Genomic DNA, 24,204 nt, shown 5'->3' with positions numbered 1-24,204 from the left:
CCTTTATAAATATAGTAAAACCCGTGTTTAAATTATTATAGGGTTTTACAAATGCAAAAATAAATTATATGAAAAGGAGTGGTATAATGGAACATTTATTAGAAAGCAAATTTATGATTAAACTTCAGGACTTTGGCCAAAAGCTAGGACGAAATAAGTTTTTAACTGCATTACAAGGTGCCATGATGTCGTTAACGGGTATTATCATGGTTGGTGCTATATTCCAAATTCTTTCTGCGGTAGGCAGCGAAAGCATGTTAAACCTTTTTAGCACAAAGAGTAAAATTTATTCAATTCTCTATCTACCGTATCAATTCACAATGAATTCTTTATCATTGTGGGTTGTTGCAATACTAGCATATAATTATGCTAAAAATTTAAAAATGAAATCCCCTATAATGAATGCTGTTGATGCATTGGTAAGCTTTCTATTGGTATCTGGAACTTTAATTACAAATAAACAAGGAATTACAGGCATTGATATGACTTATCTTGGTGCTCAAGGCATGTTTATTGGTTTTGCGGTTGTGTTTATATCTGTGCATATTGAAAAATTCTGTGCTGATAAGAATATTCGCATAAAAATGCCTGATGTTGTACCTCAATTCCTACAAGACGGTTTTGCATCAATTTTACCATTATTATTTAGTGTTATTTTCTTCTTGACAGTTTCTACGATTGTTTCAGCAGCTACTGGAGGAGCTTACAATGTGCCTTCTGGATTTATGAAAGTATTAGGAATTCCATTAAATGTTTTGATTTCAGTTCCAGGTATGTTTATCCTCGGCATTTTTGCCGCATTGTTATGGTGCTTTGGAATTCATGGCAGCATGATTGTATTCTCAGTAGTTTTTCCTTTACTTATTCAGGCAGCAGTTTCAAATGCTGCGTTACATCAAGCTGGTAAACCATTGGTATTCTATCCTGTTGTATTATTTGGTGCAATATCAATTGCTGGTGGTACAGGCAATACTTTACCGCTTGTGCTAATGGGATTAAAATCAAAATCGAAACAAATCTGTGCTGTTTCAAAAATTGCCCTTGTTCCTGGATGGTTTAATATTAACGAACCTGTTACATTTGGTATGCCAATAATGTACAATCCTATTCTTTGCATTCCATATGTATTAAATATCCCTGTTGTTATGCTTTGCACATATCTTGGGTATAAATTTGGCTTCTTACAACCTCAATGGATACCTATATTTTCTTTGCTTCCGATGGGGTTTGGCAATTATCTGGGGACATTAAGATGGCAAAATGCAATTTGGGATTATTTAATGTTGATTCCTTCTGCGATTGTTTGGTATCCATTCTTTAAGATTTATGAGAGGCAATTAGTTGCTAAAGAAAAAGCTGCTGCTTTAGAAGAAGCAAAATACGAATAGGAAGAAATAACTTTAAATAAAAGATAGGAGGATTGTTATAATGAAAGGTTTTCCTAAGAATTTTTTATGGGGTGGCGCAACTGCTGCCAATCAGTATGAAGGTGGATGGAATGAAGGAGGGAAGGGCATCAACACAGCAGACGTTATGACAGCAGGTTCTATTACGGTTCCTCGTCGAGTGACTTATAGAAATGTAAAAACTGGTGAAACGGGTTCAGAGGTTGCTTTTGGAGATGTAAAATTCCCTAAAGATTGTATTCCTGCAGTAATTGATGGTGAATACTATCCAAGCCATGTTGCAAGTGATTTTTATCATCGATATAAAGAAGACATCGCATATATGGGCGAAATGGGCTTTAAGACCTTTCGTTTAAGTATGAATTGGGCACGTATTTTCCCAAATGGCGATGATGCAGAGCCTAATAAAGAGGGTTTGAAATTTTATGACGCAGTTTTTGATGAATGTGCAAAATATGGCATTGAACCACTTGTGACATTATCACATTTTGAGACACCTATTCAATTAACAATTAAATATGGCGGCTGGTCAAATAGAAAATGTATAGATTTATTTGAAAATTATGCAAAAACTGTTTTTAAACATTATGAAGGAAAAGTAAAGTACTGGCTAACCTTTAACGAAATTAATTGTATGGAGTTCGCACCGTTTGTTGCAGGTGGATTGTCTGATCCATCACCTCAAAACAAAGCACAAGCAGCTCACAATCAATTTGTTGCAAGTGCAAAGGCTGTAAAAGCTGCACATGAAATTAATGAAAATATAAAAGTAGGACAAATGCTGGCGTATCCGCCAATTTATGCTTATACATGTGATCCTAATGATCAATTAAAGGTTATGGAAATGACTCAGACAACATTATTCTATTCAGATGTACAGACAGGCGGACATTATCCAGCTTATCGGTTGAAAAAATATGAAAGAGAAGGTATTGTACTGGATACAGAACCTGAAGATTTTGAGCTTATTGAAAGGTATACAGCCGATTTTTTAAGTTTCTCTTGTTATGGTTCGACTACAGTTACAACACATGAAGAAGTTGACAAAAGCGGCGGTAATTTTATGATGGGAGTAAAAAACCCATATTTAGAGACAAATGCATGGGGATGGGCTACTGATCCAGCATGTTTAAGAATTGCATTAAATACTTTATATGATCGTTACCATAAACCTTTATGGATTGTAGAAAATGGCATTGGATGGGATGATAAAAAAGAGAAAGATGGAAGCATACATGATACTTACCGTATCGATTATTTGCGCAAAAATATTAAATCAATGAGAGATGCTATAAATATTGATGGTGTTGATTTGATGGGATATACGATGTGGGGATGCATTGACTTGGTTTCTGCTTCAACTGGAGAAATGAAGAAACGGTATGGATTTGTTTATGTTGATCGTGATGATTTGGGAAATGGAACATTGGAAAGAAGCAAGAAAGATAGTTTCTATTGGTACAAAAAGGTGATTGAAACAAATGGGGAAGATTTAGATTAATTGGAAAAGCTGATTATTGTATATTTATATTGAGAAAGGAGATTTACAATGAATCACTCAAAATTAAAACCATTTCCAAAAGACTTTTTATGGGGAGCATCCACATCAGCATATCAAGTAGAAGGGGCATGGAATGAAGACGGAAAAGGACCATCTGTCATTGATATGGGAAAGCATCCTGAGGGAACATCAGATTTTAAAGTAGCTAGTGATCATTATCATCGATATAAAAAAGATATAGCTTTATTTGCAGAAATGGGTCTTAAAGCTTATCGCTTTTCTATTGCATGGACAAGAATTTATCCGAAAGGCACAGGGGAAATAAATGAAAAAGGTATTGCATTCTATAACGATTTAATTAATGAATTGCTATCACATAATATTGAACCTATTGTCACAATGTACCACTTTGATTTGCCATATGCATTGCAAGAAAAGGGCGGTTGGTCAAATAGAGATACGATAGATGCTTATGAGAACTACGCTAAAACTTTATTTAAATATTTTGGCGATCGCGTCAAATATTGGTTAACAATTAATGAACAAAATATGATGATTTTATACGGAGCAGTTCTTGGAACTGTTGATTCTAAAATAGAAAATCCACAAAAAGAATTGTATCAGCAGAACCACCATATGCTTTTGGCCCAGGCAAAAGCGATGAAACTATGCCATGAAATGTGTCCAAATGCAAAAATTGGTCCTGCGCCAAATATCATATCAATCTATCCCGCTAGTTCTAAGCCTGAAGATGTATTAGCTGCTTCAAACTTCTCGTCAATTCGCAACTGGCTGTACTTAGATGCAGCTGTGTTTGGGCGATACAATAGTATAGCATGGAACTATATGGAGGAGAAAGGATATACACCGATAATTCAAGAAGGAGATATGGAAATCTTAAAAAGTGGAAAGCCTGACTTTATCGCATTTAACTATTACTCAACATCAACTGTAGCTGAGAGTAAGAATGATCCTTCCGATAAAAATTCCACAGGAGATCAGCAGATTGCAATTGGAGAACCTGGAGTATACAGAGGAGTTTCTAATCCGTATTTAGAAAAAACAGAATTCGGATGGGAAATTGATCCTATAGGTTTTCGCAGTACATTGCGAGAATTAAATGAAAGATATAATTTGCCTTTATTAGTAACAGAAAATGGCTTAGGTGCTTATGACAAGTTAGAGGAAGGCGATGTAGTAAATGATGATTACAGGATTGATTTCTTACGTAAGCATATAGAACAAGCTAAGCTAGCGATTACTGATGGTGTAAACTTAATAGGATATTGTCCTTGGTCAGCTATTGACCTTGTCAGCACACATCAAGGATTTAGCAAGCGTTATGGCTTTATCTATGTCAATAGAGACGAATTTGATTTAAAGGACTTAAGAAGGATAAAGAAAAAGAGTTTTTATTGGTACAAAAATGTTATAGAATCTAATGGAGATAAGCTATAATTATTTGTAAACTTAAATAATTAATAAATAGAAAGAGGAGATGTATAATGAAAATATTGTTAATGTGCGCAGCAGGTATGTCAACAAGTTTACTTGTAAATAAGATGAAAAAATATGCTAGAGAAAGTGGATATGCTGATAACAATAGATAGTGAACCTATTGAAAATTTAGAAAAATATGTTGATAATTATGATGTATTTTTGTTAGGACCACAAGTCAAATACAAAGAAAAATGGGCAAAAAAGATAATAGAGTCTAAAGGTAAAAAATGTACAACTATACCAATACAAGTATATGGTTTGGTTGATGGTAAAAAAACATTGGAACTTGCTTTGCAGCTTTTAAAATGAATGGAGGCGTAAATATGGATTTTGAACAAATTGTATTTACAATAATTTCGCATGCAGGTAATGCTAGGAGTTTATGTTTTGAGGCATTAAAATGTGCAAGAGAAGGAAATATACTTGGAGCTGAAAATTATATAAAAAATGCAAGTGAAGAACTACTAGAAGCTCACCATATACAAACAGATATGATACAAAAAGAAGCATCTGGCGATAAACAAGAAGTTACACTTTTATTGATGCACGCAGAAGATCATCTAATGACAGCAATTCTTGCTAAAGAATTGATTACAGAGATGATTGAAATTTATAAAACACTAAATAATAAGAAGGAGAATTCTTTAAATGCCTAAAAAGGGTTTAAAAATATCTACAATAGGAGGAGGTTCTAGCTATACACCTGAATTAATAGAGGGTTTTATAAAAAGATATGATGAATTACCCGTAAAAGATTTATATTTAGTGGATATAGAAGAGGGGAAAGAGAAACTAGAGATAGTAGGAAATCTTGCAAAGCGCATGGTTGAAAAAGCAGGCGTGGATATAAATATTCATTTAACTCTAGATAGGCGTGAAGCAATAAAAGATGCAGACTTTGTAACTACACAGTTTAGGGTTGGACTTTTAGATGCACGAATCAGAGATGAGAAAATACCTTTAAAATATGATGTAATAGGACAGGAGACGACAGGTCCCGGCGGATTTGCAAAGGCTCAGAGGACAATACCGGTCATACTTGATATATGTGAAGACATAGAAGAACTATCTCCAGATGCATGGCTTATTAACTTTACAAATCCTTCAGGTATAATTACAGAAACGGTTTTAAAACATACAAATGTAAAAGCAATTGGACTTTGCAATGTTCCAATAGGTATGGTATATGGCGTTGCAGAAATGTTAGATGTAGATGTAGAAAGAGTATCGATAGATTTTGCAGGGCTTAATCATCTTGTATGGGGTACACATGTGTATTTAGATGGTGAAGACATCACAGAAAAATTAATAGACAGTTTTGCTGGAGGTAAGTCAATGTCGATGAAAAATGTGCCTGACTTACCATGGGAGCCAGAGTTTATTAAATCGCTTGGCATGTATCCGTGTCCATATCATAGGTATTATTATTTAACTGATAAAATGTTGGAAGAAGAAAAGAAAGATGCAGCGACGGTAGGGACAAGAGGTGAACAGGTAAAAAAACTTGAAAAAGAATTATTTGAATTATATAAAGATCCGAACCTCAATATAAAGCCGCCACAACTTGAAAAAAGAGGCGGTGCACATTACTCTGATGCTGCGTGTTCGCTTATAAGTTCTATATACAACAACAAAAAAGATATACAAGTAGTTAACGTAAAAAACAATGGAACAATTTTAGATCTGCCTGATGATGTAGTAATAGAAACAAATGCGGTGATAGATAGAAATGGTGCACATCCAATAAATATAGGTCATGTGCCGACAAAGATAAGAGGATTAATGCAGTCTGTTAAGGCGTATGAGGAATTAACAATCGAAGCTGGTGTGACAGGCGATTACTATACTGCACTTCAAGCTTTAACAATACATCCTTTAGTTCCATCATTAACCGTAGCTAAAAAAATACTCGATGATATTATTAGAGAGAACATATATTACTTGCCGCAATATAAATGAAATAAGTAAATTTTAATTCAATACTCAATATGACTCTTACAAATAAATACCTCGAAGGCATAGGTTACAAGAGTTTATCAAAAAGATATCTAATTGTACATTAAATCTTAATGAACTGCTGTATACCGAACGGTACGTACGGTGGTGTGAGAGGACGCTGAATGAAATAATTATTCAGCTCCTACTCGATAATTTCATAATTACAAAAACTTTTCTTTTCATAATTTCTATACAACAAGTATCCTAATAATGAGGAATAGTGCAGTGCCTCTAACATAAAAACGAAGAATAATGCTATATTATTGCACAAAATCCCAACCGGTGGCATCCATACAAATATAAATGCGAGGACAAAAGGAATAGTGCAAAGAGGATAATATGGAATTCTCCTTTCCCATTTATGTCTTGTATTGTTGGAAATCTGACCTATTTCTTAAGAAAAATATTGTCATAAGATTGCCCGAAGGAATTATACCTGCCATAGCCAATTCTTTTATATCACTTTTGCCAGTTGCAGCTGTTATATTGTTAATATGGTTTATTCAAGTATCAATTGGCTCTGATATTACTAAATTTTTACAAATAATTTTTAGCCTTTTAGTATTTGGATTAAACACAATATGGGGATTATGTATTCATGTATTAATAATGTGTTTATTATGGACAGTAGGGATTCATGAACGACTTTATTGGATTCTGTTGTAGAGGTGTGCTTTTATTTGATAAAATATAATCAAATAAAAAAATTCAATAATGTTTTAATAAAAGAACTATTAAGGAGCTAATAAAATGAATATAGGAGTATCAATATATTCAAATGAAGAATTTACTTTAGAGAATAATATGAAATATATAAGATTAGCAAAAGAAAATGGTGTAGAAAAAGTATTTACATCACTCAATATGCTAGAAATAAATTATAAAGAAAAATTAAAAAAAATAAAAAAGCTAATAAAGTATATAAAATCATTTAATATGCAAATAACAGTAGATATATCTCCTAAAATTTTAAATATTGTTGGTTCGACTTATGATAATTTATCTGCATTTTACGAATTAGGATTTGATTACCTCAGGCTCGATTATGGATTTTTACCAAATGAAATTGCTATAATGACTAAAAATAAATTTAATATTGGAATTGAATTAAATGCAAGTACTATAAAGAAAGAATTAATCGAGGATTTAATAAAGAAAGGAGCAAATATAAGAAATCTAAGAACATGTCATAATTTTTATCCAAAACCATATACTGGTCTGTCATATAGGTTTTTCGTAGAACAGACAAAGATGATTAAAGGATATGGATTAAAGGTATCTGCATTCATACCGTCGCAGAAAGGCAAAAGAGGACCAATATATGAAGGTTTACCAACAATCGAGAATCATAGAAATTTAAATCCTGAAATAGCTGCAAAATATTTTATATATTCTGGATTAGTTGATGATATATATTTTGGGGATGCATATGCTCACGAAGATGAAATAAAATCAGTGACTTCGATTGATAAAAATGTAATTGAATTAAAGATTATTACTTACGATTGCTTGTCTGAAATTGAAAAAAATATAATATTTAATACCATTCATACGAATAGACTCGATGCATCTGAATATGTAGTAAGATCAAAAGAATCAAGAATGTGTTTTAAAAATACTTCAGAAATATATGCTCATAATTGCATAGGAAGAGAAAAATACAGTGTTACTATAGACAATAATGGCTTTAAGAGATACTCGGGTGAACTAAATATATGTATGTCGAATATGTCAAAGGATAATAGAGTTAATGTAGTTGGTTATATACCTGATGATGAGCATATTCTGGTTGATTTAATTAAACCAGGAACAAAATTTAGGTTTAAAAAAATTTGAAAGATTAAGCATTTTATATTTTTAATGGAGTATAAGAAAAAAATTCGACAATTTAGACTAGAAGAAGTTCTAAACGAGAAAAATGCTGATTAATAAGTATATGATTTAGTTATTAAGCGGTTTGAGTTTACTTATGAATTGGTGTGGAAATTGATGAAAGTATTTATAAAATATGAATGTGGTGAAGATATTAGGTTTCCGAGAGAAATATTCATAGAAGCTATTACAACAGGAATTGTTGAGGATGGTGGAATTAAATAGATATTGATGATGTTGTAGGTATTTGTAAAGTAGATATAAAAGTAGATATAATAAGATGTTAACAAATGGCATAAAAAAAGCTTCTTGAAAACATCTAAAAAGAAGGTGTAGTTATATATAGTAAGCAAAACCGATAAAGGTGAGAAAATTTGCATAGAATACTTGACAAGCTTACAATATTATTATATAATCAAATTAAATAAATTAAATAAATTTTTATGAGCGATGGCGCCCTAAAACGTTGGTATGTTTTAAGGCGTTTTTATTTTATCTATTACGAAAAAAAACTACAAAAAAATTTAAATAATAAGAAGGATTTTTACAAAATGTGTCGAATATCTATTATATAGATAAAATGTTTACAAAATGTAAAGGGTGGTATATATGCAAGACATTTTAATGGCCATTAAAGAACTTGGACCATCTTACAAACCATCAGAAGAAAAGATTGCAAAATACATCATGGAAAATGTTGCAACTGTGACAGAACTAACGATTAATGAGCTTGCAAAGGCTTGTGATACAAGTGAAGCAAGCATAGTCAGATTTTGCAGGACAATTGGGCTAAAAGGGTTTCAAGAGCTAAAAATTCGCATAGCAGCATCTTTATCCAAACAGGCAAAAAAGCTTGATGGCGGTATTACAGATGACGATAATATTGCAGATGTTATTCAAAAAATAGCGAATTTTAACAAACAGGCAATTGATAGTACTATCTCTTTGCTTGACGTTGATAGTATTAATGATGCTGTTGAGGCATTGTCAAATGCAAAGAAAATAGACTTTTATGGTGTTGCTGCATCGGGTATTGTTGCATATGATGCAATGCTCAAATTCCTGAGGATTAATATACCATGTACAGCATATCAAGATACACATGTTCAACTAACATCGGCAGCAAACTTAGAGAAAGGTGATGTAGCATTTGGGATTTCATATTCTGGCTGCACTAAAGAAATAGTAGAGGCAATAAAAGTAGCTAAAAATTCAGGTGCAACAACTATTAGTTTGAGCAAACTTGGACAATTTCCTCTTATTAAAGTAGCAGATATTAATCTCTTTGTATCATCTGAAGAAGCGATGTTTAGGTCTGCTGCCATGGCGTCAAGAATTGCACAATTAAGTGTTATTGACATACTATTTATACTTGTCGCAAGGAAAAAATACAATGATGTTGTAAAATATCTTGAGAATACCAGCGAAGTACTATCAATGCGAAAGACATATAAGTAAATTTACTTTCTTCCATGAAAGGGCTGATGTAATGAATCTTGAAAAATTAATAACTGAGGGTAGAAACCCAGATACTATGGATATTGATAAACTTGATACCATAGATATGCTAAAAAAGATAAATAATGAAGATAAAAAAGTTGCAATAGCTGTAGAAAAAGTAGTACCTGATATTGCTAAGGCAGTCGATGGTATTGTTGAGAGGATGAAAAGAGGGGGACGGCTTATATATATAGGGGCTGGTACAAGCGGGAGGCTCGGTATTTTAGATGCATCTGAATGTCCACCAACATATGGCACAGATCCTAATCTTGTTGTTGGAATAATAGCAGGTGGAGATAAAGCTATTAGAAATGCAGTGGAAGGTGCCGAAGATAACAAAGACGCTGGAAAGCAGGATTTGATAAACATAAATTTAACTGCAAATGATTCAGTTGTTGGAATAGCCGCAAGTGGAAGAACGCCATATGTAATAGGCGCTTTAGAGTATTGCAAAATGGTTGGCACATTTACAATAGGTTTATCGTGTAATCCAGAGGCAGGTTTTTCAGATGTAGTTGATGTTATGATAACACCTGTTGTAGGGCCAGAGGTGATAATGGGATCAACGAGAATGAAGGCAGGTACAGCACAGAAGCTAGTTTTAAATATGCTATCAACATGTACAATGATTAAACTTGGCAAAGTTTATAGCAATTTGATGGTGGATGTACAGGCAAATAATGAAAAATTATTAGAAAGGGCAAAAAGAATTGTTAAACTTGCAACAGGAGAGGATGATGAAATAATAAAAAAAACTTTACAAAAAACACACTACAATGTTAAACTTACAATTTTAATGATAGTAACTGGTCTTGATATGATGAAAGCCCAGGAACTTTTAAAATTGTCAGATGGATATATAGCTAAGGCAATTAAACTTAGTGAAAGGTGGTGATTTGAAAGATAATGTTGGTTTTTAAGTTTAATTGAGTTGTTAATGGATGTAAAGTTTTACTATATTTAATCATGTCAATAACCGGATATCCGGTTAAATAATATAAGGGGGTTTAAAAATGAAGTTAAAAAAAATATTAGCAATTCTATTAGCTATGGCGATGATAGCATCAATACTTGCAGGTTGCTCAAAGACATCAGAAAACTCGCAGGGGGGTACAACATCGACAAAGAAGGACATTGTTAAGGTATGGACATTTCCAGTAGAAAAAGATTATGTGCAAAACTTTGAAAAAATAAAGGCAGATTTTGAAAGCAAAAATCCTAATATAGAGATACAGAGAGAAGACCTATCATGGGCAGAAGGTGTAACAAAATTTGATACAGCTATAAATGCAGGTGACCCACCAGATTTAATGTTTGTAGTACCATCAGCAAAATATGTTCAAACAGGTCTTGCTGTTCCCATTGATAAATACATAGACAAAAAAGCACTAAGTGATTATTATCCAACAGGGTTAGAATACATGAAAGTCGGAGGTAAACTTTACGGATTACCACTTTACATGAAAATCCATACGATTGCTGGAAATAAAAAGCTTCTTGAAGAAGCTGGCATTGATTGGAAGAAGATTCAAGAAAATGGATGGACATGGGATGAATTTAAAGAAGCTGCTAAAAAAGGAACGAAAATAAATGCAGATGGAAAGAAGCAATATGGGTTTGTATTCCATGGTGCTGGTACTGATATTACAGAACTATTAGATCATATGAATGCAAATAATGGTTTGCCATATATAATGGACAAGAATGGTAAATTCATGTATACAGATCCTAAATTCTTAGAGACATTGAAATTTATAAAATCAATGATAGATGAAGGAATTATGCCGAAAGAATCGAATCAGATCACACCACAGAAGAGAATGGAGTATTTCTACACAGAGCAGGCAATGATAATTGGAAAAGCAATGCCATATTATGAAGTTGTTATAGGTGATAACAATAAAAAAGTACAAGATAAGACAGCACCTGCCGGACAAAAAGAAGTTGATTTTGTATTACTTCCCGAGCCACATGCACAAGGACAAAAAGCTGTTACTATTGGTGGTGTTGATGGCTATTCAATGTACAAACAAAAGAACTACAGCGGCCCTGTAAGTCAAGAACAGCATTTAAAGAACGTAGCAAAAGTACTTGTTGCCCTGACATCAGGCGAAGCAGGTGTATCTGCGAAAGTCCTCTGCTTACCACAAGTTACTAAATCAGGTGACGCAATGTGGAAAGATAAATACACGATGAAACCAGAAAATAAGGCAGAAGTTGATAGATTATTTAAGAATGTATTACCACCTGTACAAATCGATCCAGCAAAAGCACAAAAAGCTCAAAAATTATATGATCAGGTAATTAAGGCAGAATATCCAGCATTACTAGGCGGTGATATTACACCAGATAAGATGTATCAAGATGTAAAGAATGCTGCACAGGAAATGTTAGGCGAATGATATTAATAGCTTAAGGGCGTAAGCCCTTAAGCTGAATATTAATATAAGGGGAGTTTATTATGCAAAATATTATTAGATATCCCGCGAAATCGGAAAAAGTTAAGCAATTTATAATAGACTATGGATGGTGCTATATTTTTATTGCGCTTCCAGTTTTATTATTTCTTACATTTACACTATATCCTCTATTAAGAGCTTTTATTATGAGCTTTCAACAATATCAGGTAATGGGATCACAATGGATTGGATTTGAAAATTATGCGCGAATATTAAGAAGCAAATTGTTTTTAAAGGCGCTTTATAATACATTTATTTATACTGTAGGTACAGTACCGGTTAATATTATGATATCATTAGGACTTGCACTTTTAATATTTCAACTTGGCAAAAAGGCACAGACATTTTTTAAGGCATCATTTTATCTTCCCGCAGTTGCCTCAGGTGTTACAATGTCTTTAGTATGGCTAATTATGTATGATCCTACACCAGACGGATTATTAAACAAAGTTATTCACTTATTTGGCATGCCAAATATTAATTGGCTTGGAAGAATGGATATCGCGTTATTTTCATTAATGCTTATGACATTTATAGGTGGCCATGGTAGTGGAATAATTCTATATCTCGCTTCACTTGGAGGTATTCCAAAAACGATATATGAAGCAGCAGAAATAGATGCCGCAAGCACATGGTCAAAATTTAGAAATATAACATGGCCATTATTAAAGCCAACTACATTATATATGTTTGTAACAGGGATAATTGGATCATCTCAAGTATTTATGACAGCATATCTTATGACAAGTGGTGGACCGAACCATGCTACAACAACAATAGCATATCTTATATATCAAGATGCATTTGAATATTTTGACTTTGGCTTTGCAGCGGCAGAGTCTTTCGTATTGGCAATAATTATTGTTGGTGTTTCAATCTTGCAGTTTAAATATCTTGGCTCTGACGTTGAGTATTAGGAGGAATTTTTATGAATACTTCTGTTGAATTAATTAAAAAAGATAATGAAATTCCTATATTTAAAGAGAAAAAGGGTACTTCTTTTTACGTGAAAAGAACATTGATATATACTTTGTTAATATTGTGGTCAATATTTACAATATTTCCTCTATATTGGATGATTACATCATCTTTTATGGATCCAAATTTATCAGCTAACATGACATTTAGTATTATACCGAAAGAATTCACCTTAGCCTCATATAAATACTTTTTTACATTCAACAAGTATGTTATGAGATGGCTTTTTAATTCACTTTTTATAGCATCGGTTATTACTCTATCGAATGTATTATTTGCATCTATGGCAGGTTACGCATTTTCTAAACTCAGATTTCCAGGAAGAAATACTATATTTTGGATATTGATGTGTGCAATAATGATACCGGGACAAGTAACTTTGATACCATTATATGTTCTTGTTGTAAATGTATTTAATTTGTCTGATACGTATTTTGCAATTATTTTACCGAGCCTTGTTTCTATATACAATATATTTCTTATGAAACAATACATGACATCAATACCTTCTACATTGATTGATGCAGCAAGAATTGATGCATGTACGGAATTTGGAATATATAGAAAAGTCATATTACCACTTGCAAAACCTGGTTTAGCAGTAATGGGTATTTTTACATTTGTTGGACAATGGAATGATTTTTTCTGGCCATTTCTTGTTACAAAGACAAGTGCAATGAGGACAATACAGGTTGGTCTTACATCATTTAAGTTTGCGGACAGTACACAATATGGACCAATGATGGCAGGCGCTGTGATTGCATCAATACCAATGTTTATACTATTCTTTGCATTACAAAAGTATTTCTTACAAGGTATTACTATTGGAGCAATAAAGGGATGAGGAGGACAAATATATGGCTAAGATCATATTTGAACATGTAACAAAAGAATTTATTGATGAAAAAAGAGGGAAAGTTAAAGCTGTTAATGATGCTAATTTTACAATAAATGATAAAGAGTTTATGGTATTTGTAGGGCCATCAGGTTGCGGTAAGACTACATCGTTGAGGATGATAGCAGGTCTTGAAAAACAGACAATGGGGAATATATATATAGGTGATAGACTTGTGAATAACTTGCATCCAAAGGAAAGGGATATTGCGATGGTATTCCAGGATTATGCATTGTATCCCCACATGACAGTTTATGAAAACTTATCATTTGGATTGAAGAATTTAAAAGTGCCTAAAAAGGAAATCGACGAGAAAGTAAAAAAAGCGTCAGAAATACTTGGTATTGGGGATCTACTTGACCGCAAGCCGAGAGAACTATCAGGTGGACAAAGGCAAAGGGTCGCTGTTGGCCGTGCCATAGTCAGGAATCCTAAGGTTTTTCTCTTCGACGAGCCATTATCAAATCTTGATGCAAAGTTAAGGGTACAAATGAGGGTAGAAATTGCGGAGCTTCACAAAAAGCTTCAGACAACAATAGTCTATGTAACACATGATCAAGTTGAAGCGATGACACTGGGACAACGAATTGTTGTTATGAATAAAGGTGTAATACAGCAAATTGCAACACCTGACGAACTTTATAATAGACCTGTAAATATATTTGTTGCAGGATTTATCGGTGCACCATCTATGAATTTTATAAATTGCAAGATAGATGATGGTAAAATAGTAATAAATAACACAGTATTAAATTTACCTGATAAATACAAAAAAATAATATCAAACATAAATAGAAAAGAATTAATTCTTGGCATAAGGCCTGAAGATATTTACGATGCAAATTTAGTACAGAATGTAAAAAACAGAGCAGAAATTGATGCATATGTGAAAGTTGTAGAGAAGTTGGGTTCTGAAAATCTCTTATACTTTGATAAATATGGTACAACTATTACGGCAAAAGTTGATCCACAAAGCAGAATTACTTCTGGTGACGACGCGAAAATAGTATTTAATATGGATAAGATATATTTGTTTGATAAAGCTACTGGAAATACATTGTTGTAAAACTATATCATGTATTTAAAATTCATAAAAAATATTAGGTATGGAGGAATAAAGATTGAATAGTCTTAGCAATGTACTTGTAAAAAGCGGCCATGATATTTATGAAAATATAATTAATGTAGTTTTAATAAGTATTATGTGGTTTATATTGATATCTCCGGCAATATTTTTATTTACACCATATATTGCACCATTTTATCTCATATTAACAGCAGTACCATCATTTGCAGGTGTAATGTATGCATTAAAGCAAAGGATAGATAGAAAACCATTTAAATATAGTATGTTTTTTACCGGGATAAAGAAATTTTATTTTAGAGCTTTTCTTTACAGTATATTGCTATTTTTCTTTGTTATGATACCCGTGTCATCATGGTGGTATTATTTCAAGGTAAGGACAATTTTCGCATTTATTATTGCAGTTATCCAAACATATCTCTTTTTGTTTATCATTCTATCACAAATATACTTTTTACCATGCCTTATTAATGAAGACAAAAAAATGATTGTGACTATAAATACATCAGTCAAACTGTTTCTTGATAACGGCTTGTATACAGTTGGTTCGCTTGTACAAATTATAACGGTTAGTGCATTGTTATTAATAACAATTGTAAGTGTGCCATTATTATTCGCTGGAATGCTTTCGATATTCCTTTTAAATTTATATAATAATCTGCTTTTGAAGTATAAAGACAATAACGAAGAATAATCTTTTACAAATTTATTTTAAGTGAAAGTAGGAAATTAATATGGAGATAGTCAGATTTGAAGATAAATATATACCCGGAATTGTATCATTATGGAATAAAAGTATAGATGAAGACTTCGTTTACAAGCCCTTCACAAATGAAAGTTTTTTAGATAAATTTATAAGAAATCCTAATTTTGATTATGAAAGTACATTTGTTGCTATTTTGAATTGTGAAATTGTAGGCTTTGCAAATGGTATCTATAGAAAGACATATCTACCAGGCGAGACTTTTGATACAATTCCCGGATATGTTACTATGGTGCTTGTTAAGAAAGAACTGCAAAACAAAGGGATTGGAAAGAGCTTATTGAAAAAAGTTGAAGATTATCTTGCCGGTAAAGGCAAAAAGGAAATTCATATAGATTTCTTTAATCCGATTAATCTTGAATGGTATATTCCAGGTACAAATAAACATGACCATCCAAATGCTCCAGGCGTCGATGTTCATGGTAAAGGCTATGGCTTTTTTAAGAATATGGGATATATTGAAAGGACTAAAGAAGTTTCAATGTATCTAAACCTTGAAAAGTTCTCAATAAAAGATGAAATAATTGAGAAATATAAAATACTTAATGAAAAAAACATTACGATTGAGTACTATGATAGTAAAAAACATTATGGTCTTGAGGAATTCTTTGATAACTTAAAAAATGAATACTGGAGAAAAGAAATAAATGATAACCTCGCTTTACCAAAGCCGTATCCTGTATTAGTAGCAGTTAATAATAAAAAAGTAATCGGTTTTACAGGACCTATTGAAGTCCAGGAAAGCGGTAGAGGCAAATTTACAGGAATTGGTGTAGATCCCAACTATCAAGGTTATGGTATAGGAAAAGCCTTATTCTTTAAACTTTGTGAGAGTTTTAAAAATGAAGGTGCGTCATTTATGTCAATATTTACAGGTATTGAAAATTATGCAAGAAGAATGTATGATGCAGCTGGTTTTAAAATAGTAAGGCAATGGGCTTTATTTAAAAAGAAGTTTGATACAAAATACAAAGAAATGGGAGATATGAAGAATGGATAGAAAAATACACATTATGGCAATTGGTGCACATGCGGGTGACATGGAGCTTACATGTGGTGGCGTTTTGACTAAATATGCTATGGAAGGGCATATGATTACACTTCTTCATATGACAGCAGGTGAAAAAGGACATCCTAAATTGACAGATGATGAATATAGAAAGCAAAAAATAGGAGAGGCAAATGCTTTTGCCGAAAAAATAGGTGGAAAAGCTATAGTTCTTGATTACAAAGATGGCGAATTGCCTGATAATGATGATGTAAAGTTTCAAGTATGTGATATAATAAGGGATAAAAAACCTGATATCATAATAACGCATTGGAAAAACAGCATGCATAAGGATCACGCGACAACGTACAGGATAGTACAGGATGCATATTTTTATGCTGCAATTAAATCTTTCAAAAGAAAACTTCCGGCTCATTTTGTACAAGGGTTATATTTTGCAGAGAATTGGGAAGATCCATATGAATTTAAACCATATGTTTATGTTGATATTTCAAAGTCATTTGATAAATGGATAGATGCATTAAGATCTTATGAATTTGTAGTAAAAAGCCCTTCCTTTAAATATCTCGATTATTATAGTGCATTAAGTGTTGTAAGAGGTGCTGAATCGAGGAAAACTTATGCTGAAGCATTTGCTGTAGATCCACTTGGAATGAAGCAAGTATATGACTATTTTCCGGTAAGATGATATTACCGAAATCATGATTGAATATGATGCATTTATAAATTTTTATGCTTAATCAGAGAAAGGAATGAAAGTTATTATGAAGTTCGATGAAAAAAAGCTCGATAATGCCTTCAGTTTGATAGATAAGGGGATAGAGAATGGAGTTTTCTCATGTGCGGCAGCAGCTGTTGGCGACATCAATGGAACAGTAAAGATTAAAATTGCAGGTAACAAACGCATTGTGCCATATAAAGAACCTTTGCAAAGATATTCCTTGTTTGACCTTGCGTCATTGACAAAAGTTGTTGCGACAAATACACTGCTTATGAGAATGTTAGAAATGGGTTTAATATCTATGCATGATAAGATTTGTGAATACCTTCCGGATTTCAATAGTGATGGAAAAGAGGATATAACTATATTTAATCTTGTGACACATACATCAGGCCTGCCTGCATATGTACCTTTTTACAAAATTTGTTCTGATTTTGAAAGCTCAATAAAGTATATATGTGAAGAAGTAAAATTAAACAAAGTAGGCGTTGTTGAATACAGCGACCTTAATTTTATCTTGCTCGGAAAAATAATCGAGATAGTTTTAGGAGGGCGTCTCGATAAATTAAGCAAAGAATATATATTTAATCCACTTAATATGCAGCATACATCTTATAATCCTAAAATAGGAGATTTTGTTCCAACTGAGAAATATAAAGATTCTGATGATATTATTTGTGGTGTCTGCCATGATGAAAACGCGAGGTTTTTTGGAGGAATATCCGGTCATGCGGGGTTATTTTCTACGATTGATGATATGATAAAATTTGCTGAAATGCTATTAAATAAAGGGAAGGCAAATGGAGAAGTATTCTTGTCATATCCAACATATGTGAGGATGATAAAAGATTATACTAAAGGAAATAGCGAAAGTAGAGGCTTAGGATGGTGCATAAAGGGAAATACAAGTGCAGGTGGTGATTTGTTTTCAGAAGAAGCTTTCGGACATACAGGTTTTACGGGAACCTCGTTATGGGTTGACCCGTTTTATGGTGTATATATAATACTTTTAACAAACAGAGTGCATCCAACAAGGAATAATATAAAAATTTTAAGGTTTCGTAGAATTTTTCATAATGCAGTTATGGCTTCTCTTTATGAAGAATAAATTGAGTCTCGAAAGGAATGAAATGTTTTGGTTAAATGTGGTATAGATGTTATTGAAGAATATTCGAATATATTTGGAAATAAAAGAATTGGACTTATTACAGGACCTTCTGGTGTTGACAGGAATTTAAATTCTACCATTGATATCATAAATAAGAATTTTAATTTAACTGCATTATATTCACCTGAACACGGTGTAAGGGGTAACTTCCAGGCAGGAGAAAAAGTAGGGGATTATATAGATGAAAGAACGGGTATTAAAGTGTTTAGCCTTTATGGTAATAATAAAAAACCAACTAAGGAAATGCTTCAAGACATAGATATCATGGTAATTGATGTCCAGGATGTTGGCTCAAGATATTATACTTTTCTTTATACAATGGCATATGCGATGGAAGCCTGTAAGGAAAATGATAAGACATTTGTTGTTCTTGATAGGCCAAATCCAATTGGAGGGTCTAAGGTAGAAGGCAATATTCTAAATACGAAGTTTAGTTCATTTGTAGGATTATACCCTATAACACAGCGATATGGGCTTACAATAGGTGAGATAGCAAAGTTTTTTAATGAAGAGTTTAACATAGGATGCGAACTTAATGTTGTTAAGTTAGAAGGTTGGAAAAGGGATATGTACTATGATGAAACAGGACTTCTTTGGGTTAATCCATCACCAAATATTCCGCTGATTGATTCAGCTGTTTTATACAATGGAACATGCCTTTTTGAGGGGACAAATATATCAGAAGGAAGGGGGACAACAAAGCCGTTCGAGATGATTGGTGCACCATGGTTGGATGGTTATAAACTTTCAGATGTAATGAATGAAATGGGCCTTGAAGGCGTTATCTTTAGACCCGTGTATTTTGTTCCGTCATTTTCAAAACATAGCGGTCAATTATGTGGTGGCGTACAGATACATGTTAAAAATAAGAGAACCTTAAATTCAGTTGAAATAGGTGTAAAATTGCTTTATGAAGTTATAAAAATCAGTAAAGATAATTTTAAATGGGTGAAAACATCTAAAGAAGGTGGGCAATATATTATAGATCACCTTGCAGGAACTGATGAATTAAGAAAAATGAAGTATTCGGCAGAAGAACTTCTTGATAAGTGGAATAGTGACAGTAAAGAATTTTCAAAACTAAAAGTTAAATATCATTTATATTTAAATAAATAATCTTATATAATTTATAATAATTTATATTATTGAGGGAACATATTTGTTTTTAATAGTTGAGAATTAACAAGGAGATGAATTTAATTGATTGATTTAAATGATATGACAATTGATGAGAAAATTGGACAGATGTTGATGGTTGGATTTCCAAGCAATGTATATGATGATCATATTAATGATTTAGTTATAAATTGTAAGATAGGCAATGTAATACTTTTTTCAAGAAATGTAAATGGGAAGTATCAATTAGCAAAGTTAAACAGCGATATACAAGATAATGTTATTAGAAATACAAAGATTCCAGCTTTTATTGCTATCGATCAAGAAGGCGGGATGGTTACAAGGATTTATAAAGATGCAACATATTTACCTGGAAATATGGCAATTGCGGCAACAGATGATAAAAAATATGCATATTTAATAGGAAAAATAGCAGGAGAAGAATTAAGAGCTCTTGGTATAAACATAAATTTTGCACCTGTATTAGATGTCAACAATAATCCTCGTAATCCGGTAATTGGTGTTAGGTCATATGGTGAAGATCCTAAGAAGGTAGCAGAATTTGGTGTGAATTATATAAAGGGTTTACAAGAAAAGGAGGTTATTGCAACAGCTAAGCATTTTCCAGGGCATGGAGATACATCTGTTGACTCACATCTTGACCTCCCTATTGTATCACATAATAAAGATAGATTATTCAATATTGAACTATATCCGTTTATAAATGCTATAAAAAATGGAATTGATGCTATTATGTCGGCACATATATTGTTTCCAGCTTTTGATGATAAAAAATTACCTGCGACATTATCATATAATATACTTAAAAAACTATTAAGAGATAAGCTTCGTTTCAATGGTTTAATCATGACTGATTGTATGGAAATGAATGCAATAGCAAAATATTATGGAACAGCAAAGGCGGCAGCTATGGCTATTCAGGCAGGTGCAGATATTGTATTAGTATCGCACACAAAAGATTTGCAAATTGGTGCATTTAGTGAGATAAAAAGAGCTATTGAATCTGGTGATATTTCTTTAGATAGGATAGATGAATCTGTTACACGAATATTAAATATGAAAGAGAAATATCATCTCTTTCAAAAATCTCATCCAGATCAAGATAAACTTGAAAATACGGTTGGATGTATTGAACATGTAGAAATTGCCAAAGATGTAAGTAGAAAAAGCATAACACTTGTGAAAGACGAACTCAAGCAAATACCTATAAGAGAAACAAATATTTTATCAATATCACCTGAACCCGTTGTATTATCAGGGATAGACGACAGACTTACTGAGAGAATATCTTTTGCAAAAGCATGTTCAAAGCGATTTGGAGGTGCTGATATTACTATACCTGTTAATCCCGATGATGATGTTATTAATAATATAATGGATTTAACAACTGATAAAAAATTAATAATAATTGGCACATATAATGCGAATTTAAATATTGGTCAATGTAAGCTCATTAAATCCATTATGAAAATAAATAAAAACATTATTGTAGTTGCTTTAAGAAATCCATATGACGTTATGATGTTCAGAGATGTACCAACATATATTTGCACATTTGAATATACCCCACTTTCAATAGAAAGTGTTTTAGATGCTTTAGAAGGAAAATATATACCTTCTGGGAACTTACCCGTGACACTTGAAAGGATGTAAGTTATGAAGTATGTTATTGGAATCGATGGCGGCGGTACAAAGAGCATTTTGACGATAAAGGACGTAAATGGGAGTTTTATAATGAAGGGATATGGTGGTACTACAAATATTAGGGCTACATCGAAGGAAAATGTTGAAATATCTTTAAGTAAACTTATAGAAAATTCGATAAAAAATGCCAATTTAGATATTGATGATTGTGTTGCATTATGTCTTGGCACAGCTGGGGCTGGAGTAAAAGAAGATAAAGATACTTTAAAAGATATTATAAAGTCAATAGGCATAAAAGGAAATATAATAGTAACGAATGATGCGGAAATAGTAATTGCTGCAGGTACAGGTAAAATGGAAGGAGTTGCTTTAATTTCCGGAACAGGTTCTATTGCATATGGGATTAATAATGAAGGATTAAGGGTCAGAGTAGGTGGCTGGGGTCACGTGCTTGGTGATGAAGGAAGTGGATATTATATAGGCCTTGAGGCAATAAAAGCAGCATTGAGATATTATGATGGTAGGGAACCATATACTGAACTGCTTTCTATGACAATGGAAAAAGCTCATTTAGAAAAACCTGAAGACTTTGTGAAATATATCTATCGTGATGATCTTAAAAAAAGTGAAATAGCATCATTTGCAGTTTTAGTAGATGAAGCATATCAAAAGGGTGATAATAAAGCAAAGGAAATACTTATAAATTCTGCATGGGCATTATTTGAATTATCCAGTGCAGTGATTAAAAGATTAAAATTTGGGAATGAAAGAGTTACAATTGTTGCCAGTGGAAGCGTTCTTATAAAAAATACATTTATTTTTGAAACTTTAAAAGGGCTTATAAAAGAGGCATATTCGAATATAAATATTGTAAAATTGACCGGCGATGCATCAGAGGGTGCTTTATGTATTGCTTTGAATTCACTTGGTACATCATAAAATGAAAGGGATGCGCAACATGAATAGATTAAAAAGGATATATGAAAAAGATGAGAGATTTGTAATTGGGATAATGTCAGGTACATCTGTCGATGGTATTGACACTGCTCTGGTTAAGATAAAAGGAAGAGGTGTTAATACTAAAGTTGAGCTTATAGAATTTGAAAATTATGCATTTTCAAAAGCTATAAGAGAGAAAATATTTGAACTTTTTAATCCTAATACAAGTTCAGTTGATAAAATTTGCCATATGAATTTTTTACTTGGCGAATTTTTTGCTGATGCAGTTTTACGAATTATAAAAAAAGTGGGATTTGCGCCAGATGACATTGACTTAATTGGTTCACATGGGCAGACAATATATCATATTCCAATGGATATTGAAGATAGTGGGTATTCCATAAAATCCACATTACAAATAGGTGAAGCGGCAGTTATTGCAGAAAGGACAGGAATTGTTACAGTATCTGATTTTAGAGTTAGAGATATGGCGGCTGGTGGGCAAGGCGCACCACTTGTTCCCTATACAGAATATCTTCTTTATCGTGAAAAGAATAAGACGATAGCTCTTCAAAATATAGGTGGTATAGCAAATGTAACTGTATTACCAAAGAACTGCAAGCTTGAAGATGTAATGGCATTTGATAATGGGCCAGGAAACATGGTAATTGATGAAGTGACAAAAAGGGTAACAGAAGGGAATATGAGCTATGATAAAGATGGGCTGTTGGCCGAAAAAGGTAAAATAAATGATTTGTTGCTCAATAAACTATTAAACGATGACTATTTTAAAAAGATGCCGCCAAAGACAACAGGAAGAGAATATTTTGGTGTACAATATTCAGACAAATTAATGGAATTTGCTAAAAATTTGAGAATTGATAAATTTGATTTAATAGCAACTGTAACGGCCTTAACTGCAAAGTCAATTGCGTTAAGTTATAAAGATTTTGTCATTCCTAAGTATGGACTTGATAAAATTATAATAGGTGGTGGAGGAAGTTATAATAAGACACTTTTAAGGATGATAAAGAACTATCTAAACAAAATTGATGTGCTTACACAAGAGGACATTGGATATAATAGCGATGCAAAAGAGGCAGTTGCCTTTGCGGTATTAGCGAATGAAACAATAAATGGAAATTACAACAATGTTCCTAATGCGACCGGTGCACATCACCCTGTTGTAATGGGAAAAATTTCTTTATAATTGTGGATTTTGGTGATATTATGCTCCGCAAAGATAAAGTATATTTATATTTAAAAAAATGCAAATCATTAAATCTAAGAAATTTCACTAATGCCGGTTCTTCTGATTAATATATTGCACATAAATTAAATCTTGCAAAAAATAATGTGTCGACCGATAAAAATGATTTAGTTGAAAATTGCCGGGGCTCAAGGACAGAAATCTTAATGAGAGGCTAAAGATAATAACGGATTTTTTCAATAGAGAAGTTTTAAGAATTGGTGCACCATTTTTTAGAGCCTGAAAAAACATTATTTAAGGAACTTAAAAGAGATAAGTTATAGATGTGTGCAAGGAGAAGGTTATATTTACGGTATGTAGAACTGGCAAGTGAACTGTTAGATATTTAAAACAGGTAATCAGTAAAACACTTATGGAAAA

The 24,204-nt window shown here is 32.6% G+C and carries 24 protein-coding genes; all 24 read left to right on the top strand.

What is annotated here, in order from left to right; genetic code table 11:
- Positions 1–86 precede the first annotated feature (86 nt).
- The 24 genes from CPG45_RS04130 (at position 87) to CPG45_RS04020 (ending at position 23,784) form a co-directional block, all read left to right on the top strand.
- Entirely contained in the window at positions 87–1,388 is a 1,302-nt protein-coding gene (locus CPG45_RS04130; protein ID WP_096230755.1) for a PTS sugar transporter subunit IIC, read from the top strand.
- A 40-nt stretch (positions 1,389–1,428) separates the two neighbouring features.
- A complete protein-coding gene (locus CPG45_RS04125; RefSeq protein WP_096230754.1) occupies positions 1,429–2,907 on the top strand; it encodes a family 1 glycosylhydrolase in 1,479 nt (492 codons plus the stop codon).
- Positions 2,908–2,955: 48 nt separating this feature from the next.
- Positions 2,956–4,365 carry a glycoside hydrolase family 1 protein gene (locus CPG45_RS04120; protein WP_096230753.1) on the top strand — a complete coding sequence of 470 codons (1,410 nt, stop codon included), beginning with the start codon at positions 2,956–2,958 and terminating at the stop codon, positions 4,363–4,365.
- 47 nt (positions 4,366–4,412) lie between these two features.
- On the top strand, positions 4,413–4,517 hold the full coding sequence (locus CPG45_RS17875; protein WP_255405134.1) for a PTS sugar transporter subunit IIB: 105 nt from the start codon (positions 4,413–4,415) through the stop codon (positions 4,515–4,517).
- On the top strand, positions 4,480–4,716 hold the full coding sequence (locus CPG45_RS04115) for a PTS sugar transporter subunit IIB (RefSeq protein ID WP_255405133.1): 237 nt from the start codon (positions 4,480–4,482) through the stop codon (positions 4,714–4,716). Before CPG45_RS17875 ends, CPG45_RS04115 begins: the two co-directional genes overlap by 38 nt.
- 14 nt (positions 4,717–4,730) lie before the next feature.
- Entirely contained in the window at positions 4,731–5,063 is a 333-nt protein-coding gene (locus CPG45_RS04110; RefSeq protein ID WP_096230752.1) for a PTS lactose/cellobiose transporter subunit IIA, read from the top strand.
- A complete protein-coding gene (locus CPG45_RS04105) occupies positions 5,056–6,366 on the top strand; it encodes a 6-phospho-beta-glucosidase (protein WP_096230751.1) in 1,311 nt (436 codons plus the stop codon). Before CPG45_RS04110 ends, CPG45_RS04105 begins: the two co-directional genes overlap by 8 nt.
- Before the next feature lie 378 nt (positions 6,367–6,744).
- Entirely contained in the window at positions 6,745–7,071 is a 327-nt protein-coding gene (locus CPG45_RS18130) for a PTS transporter subunit EIIC (RefSeq protein WP_096230750.1), read from the top strand.
- An 84-nt stretch (positions 7,072–7,155) separates the two neighbouring features.
- On the top strand, positions 7,156–8,241 hold the full coding sequence (locus tag CPG45_RS04095) for a DUF871 domain-containing protein (RefSeq protein WP_096230749.1): 1,086 nt from the start codon (positions 7,156–7,158) through the stop codon (positions 8,239–8,241).
- A gap of 111 nt (positions 8,242–8,352) precedes the next feature.
- The gene (locus tag CPG45_RS17345) at positions 8,353–8,502 is read left to right on the top strand and encodes a nucleotidyltransferase substrate binding protein (RefSeq protein ID WP_255405168.1); all 150 of its coding nucleotides are present in this window, start codon (positions 8,353–8,355) and stop codon (positions 8,500–8,502) included.
- A 384-nt stretch (positions 8,503–8,886) separates the two neighbouring features.
- A complete protein-coding gene (locus CPG45_RS04085) occupies positions 8,887–9,735 on the top strand; it encodes a MurR/RpiR family transcriptional regulator (protein ID WP_096230748.1) in 849 nt (282 codons plus the stop codon).
- A 31-nt stretch (positions 9,736–9,766) separates the two neighbouring features.
- Positions 9,767–10,672, top strand: coding sequence for an N-acetylmuramic acid 6-phosphate etherase (murQ, locus tag CPG45_RS04080; protein WP_096230747.1), 906 nt, complete (start codon positions 9,767–9,769; stop codon positions 10,670–10,672).
- 118 nt (positions 10,673–10,790) lie between these two features.
- Positions 10,791–12,179: an ABC transporter substrate-binding protein gene (locus CPG45_RS04075; protein ID WP_096230746.1), complete on the top strand. Its 1,389-nt coding sequence runs from the start codon at positions 10,791–10,793 to the stop codon at positions 12,177–12,179.
- 59 nt (positions 12,180–12,238) lie between these two features.
- Positions 12,239–13,153, top strand: coding sequence for a carbohydrate ABC transporter permease (locus CPG45_RS04070; protein ID WP_096230745.1), 915 nt, complete (start codon positions 12,239–12,241; stop codon positions 13,151–13,153).
- 11 nt (positions 13,154–13,164) lie between these two features.
- Entirely contained in the window at positions 13,165–14,058 is an 894-nt protein-coding gene (locus tag CPG45_RS04065) for a carbohydrate ABC transporter permease (RefSeq protein WP_096230744.1), read from the top strand.
- A gap of 13 nt (positions 14,059–14,071) precedes the next feature.
- Entirely contained in the window at positions 14,072–15,175 is a 1,104-nt protein-coding gene (locus tag CPG45_RS04060) for an ABC transporter ATP-binding protein (protein WP_096230743.1), read from the top strand.
- Between the two features lie 55 nt (positions 15,176–15,230).
- Positions 15,231–15,887 (top strand): hypothetical protein, encoded by a 657-nt coding sequence (locus CPG45_RS04055; RefSeq protein WP_096230742.1) that lies wholly within the window; start codon positions 15,231–15,233, stop codon positions 15,885–15,887.
- A 40-nt stretch (positions 15,888–15,927) separates the two neighbouring features.
- Positions 15,928–16,956, top strand: coding sequence for a GNAT family N-acetyltransferase (locus CPG45_RS04050; protein ID WP_096230741.1), 1,029 nt, complete (start codon positions 15,928–15,930; stop codon positions 16,954–16,956).
- Positions 16,949–17,653: a PIG-L deacetylase family protein gene (locus CPG45_RS04045; protein WP_096230740.1), complete on the top strand. Its 705-nt coding sequence runs from the start codon at positions 16,949–16,951 to the stop codon at positions 17,651–17,653. The genes CPG45_RS04050 and CPG45_RS04045 overlap by 8 nt, the downstream gene beginning before the upstream one ends.
- Positions 17,654–17,729: 76 nt before the next feature.
- Positions 17,730–18,794, top strand: coding sequence for a serine hydrolase domain-containing protein (locus CPG45_RS04040; RefSeq protein WP_096230739.1), 1,065 nt, complete (start codon positions 17,730–17,732; stop codon positions 18,792–18,794).
- 27 nt (positions 18,795–18,821) lie between these two features.
- On the top strand, positions 18,822–19,970 hold the full coding sequence (locus CPG45_RS04035) for an exo-beta-N-acetylmuramidase NamZ family protein (protein ID WP_096230738.1): 1,149 nt from the start codon (positions 18,822–18,824) through the stop codon (positions 19,968–19,970).
- 102 nt (positions 19,971–20,072) lie between these two features.
- Positions 20,073–21,644 carry a beta-N-acetylhexosaminidase gene (gene nagZ, locus CPG45_RS04030; protein ID WP_096233459.1) on the top strand — a complete coding sequence of 524 codons (1,572 nt, stop codon included), beginning with the start codon at positions 20,073–20,075 and terminating at the stop codon, positions 21,642–21,644.
- 3 nt (positions 21,645–21,647) lie between these two features.
- Positions 21,648–22,574: a BadF/BadG/BcrA/BcrD ATPase family protein gene (locus CPG45_RS04025; RefSeq protein ID WP_096230737.1), complete on the top strand. Its 927-nt coding sequence runs from the start codon at positions 21,648–21,650 to the stop codon at positions 22,572–22,574.
- Positions 22,575–22,593: 19 nt separating this feature from the next.
- Entirely contained in the window at positions 22,594–23,784 is a 1,191-nt protein-coding gene (locus CPG45_RS04020; RefSeq protein ID WP_094396973.1) for an anhydro-N-acetylmuramic acid kinase, read from the top strand.
- Positions 23,785–24,204 lie beyond the last annotated feature (420 nt).

It is taken from the genome of Thermoanaerobacterium sp. RBIITD (assembly GCF_900205865.1).
GTDB lineage: Bacteria > Bacillota > Thermoanaerobacteria > Thermoanaerobacterales > Thermoanaerobacteraceae > Thermoanaerobacterium.
Note: the sequence above shows the minus strand (reverse complement) of the source record. Positions and strands in the feature narration are given on the sequence as shown.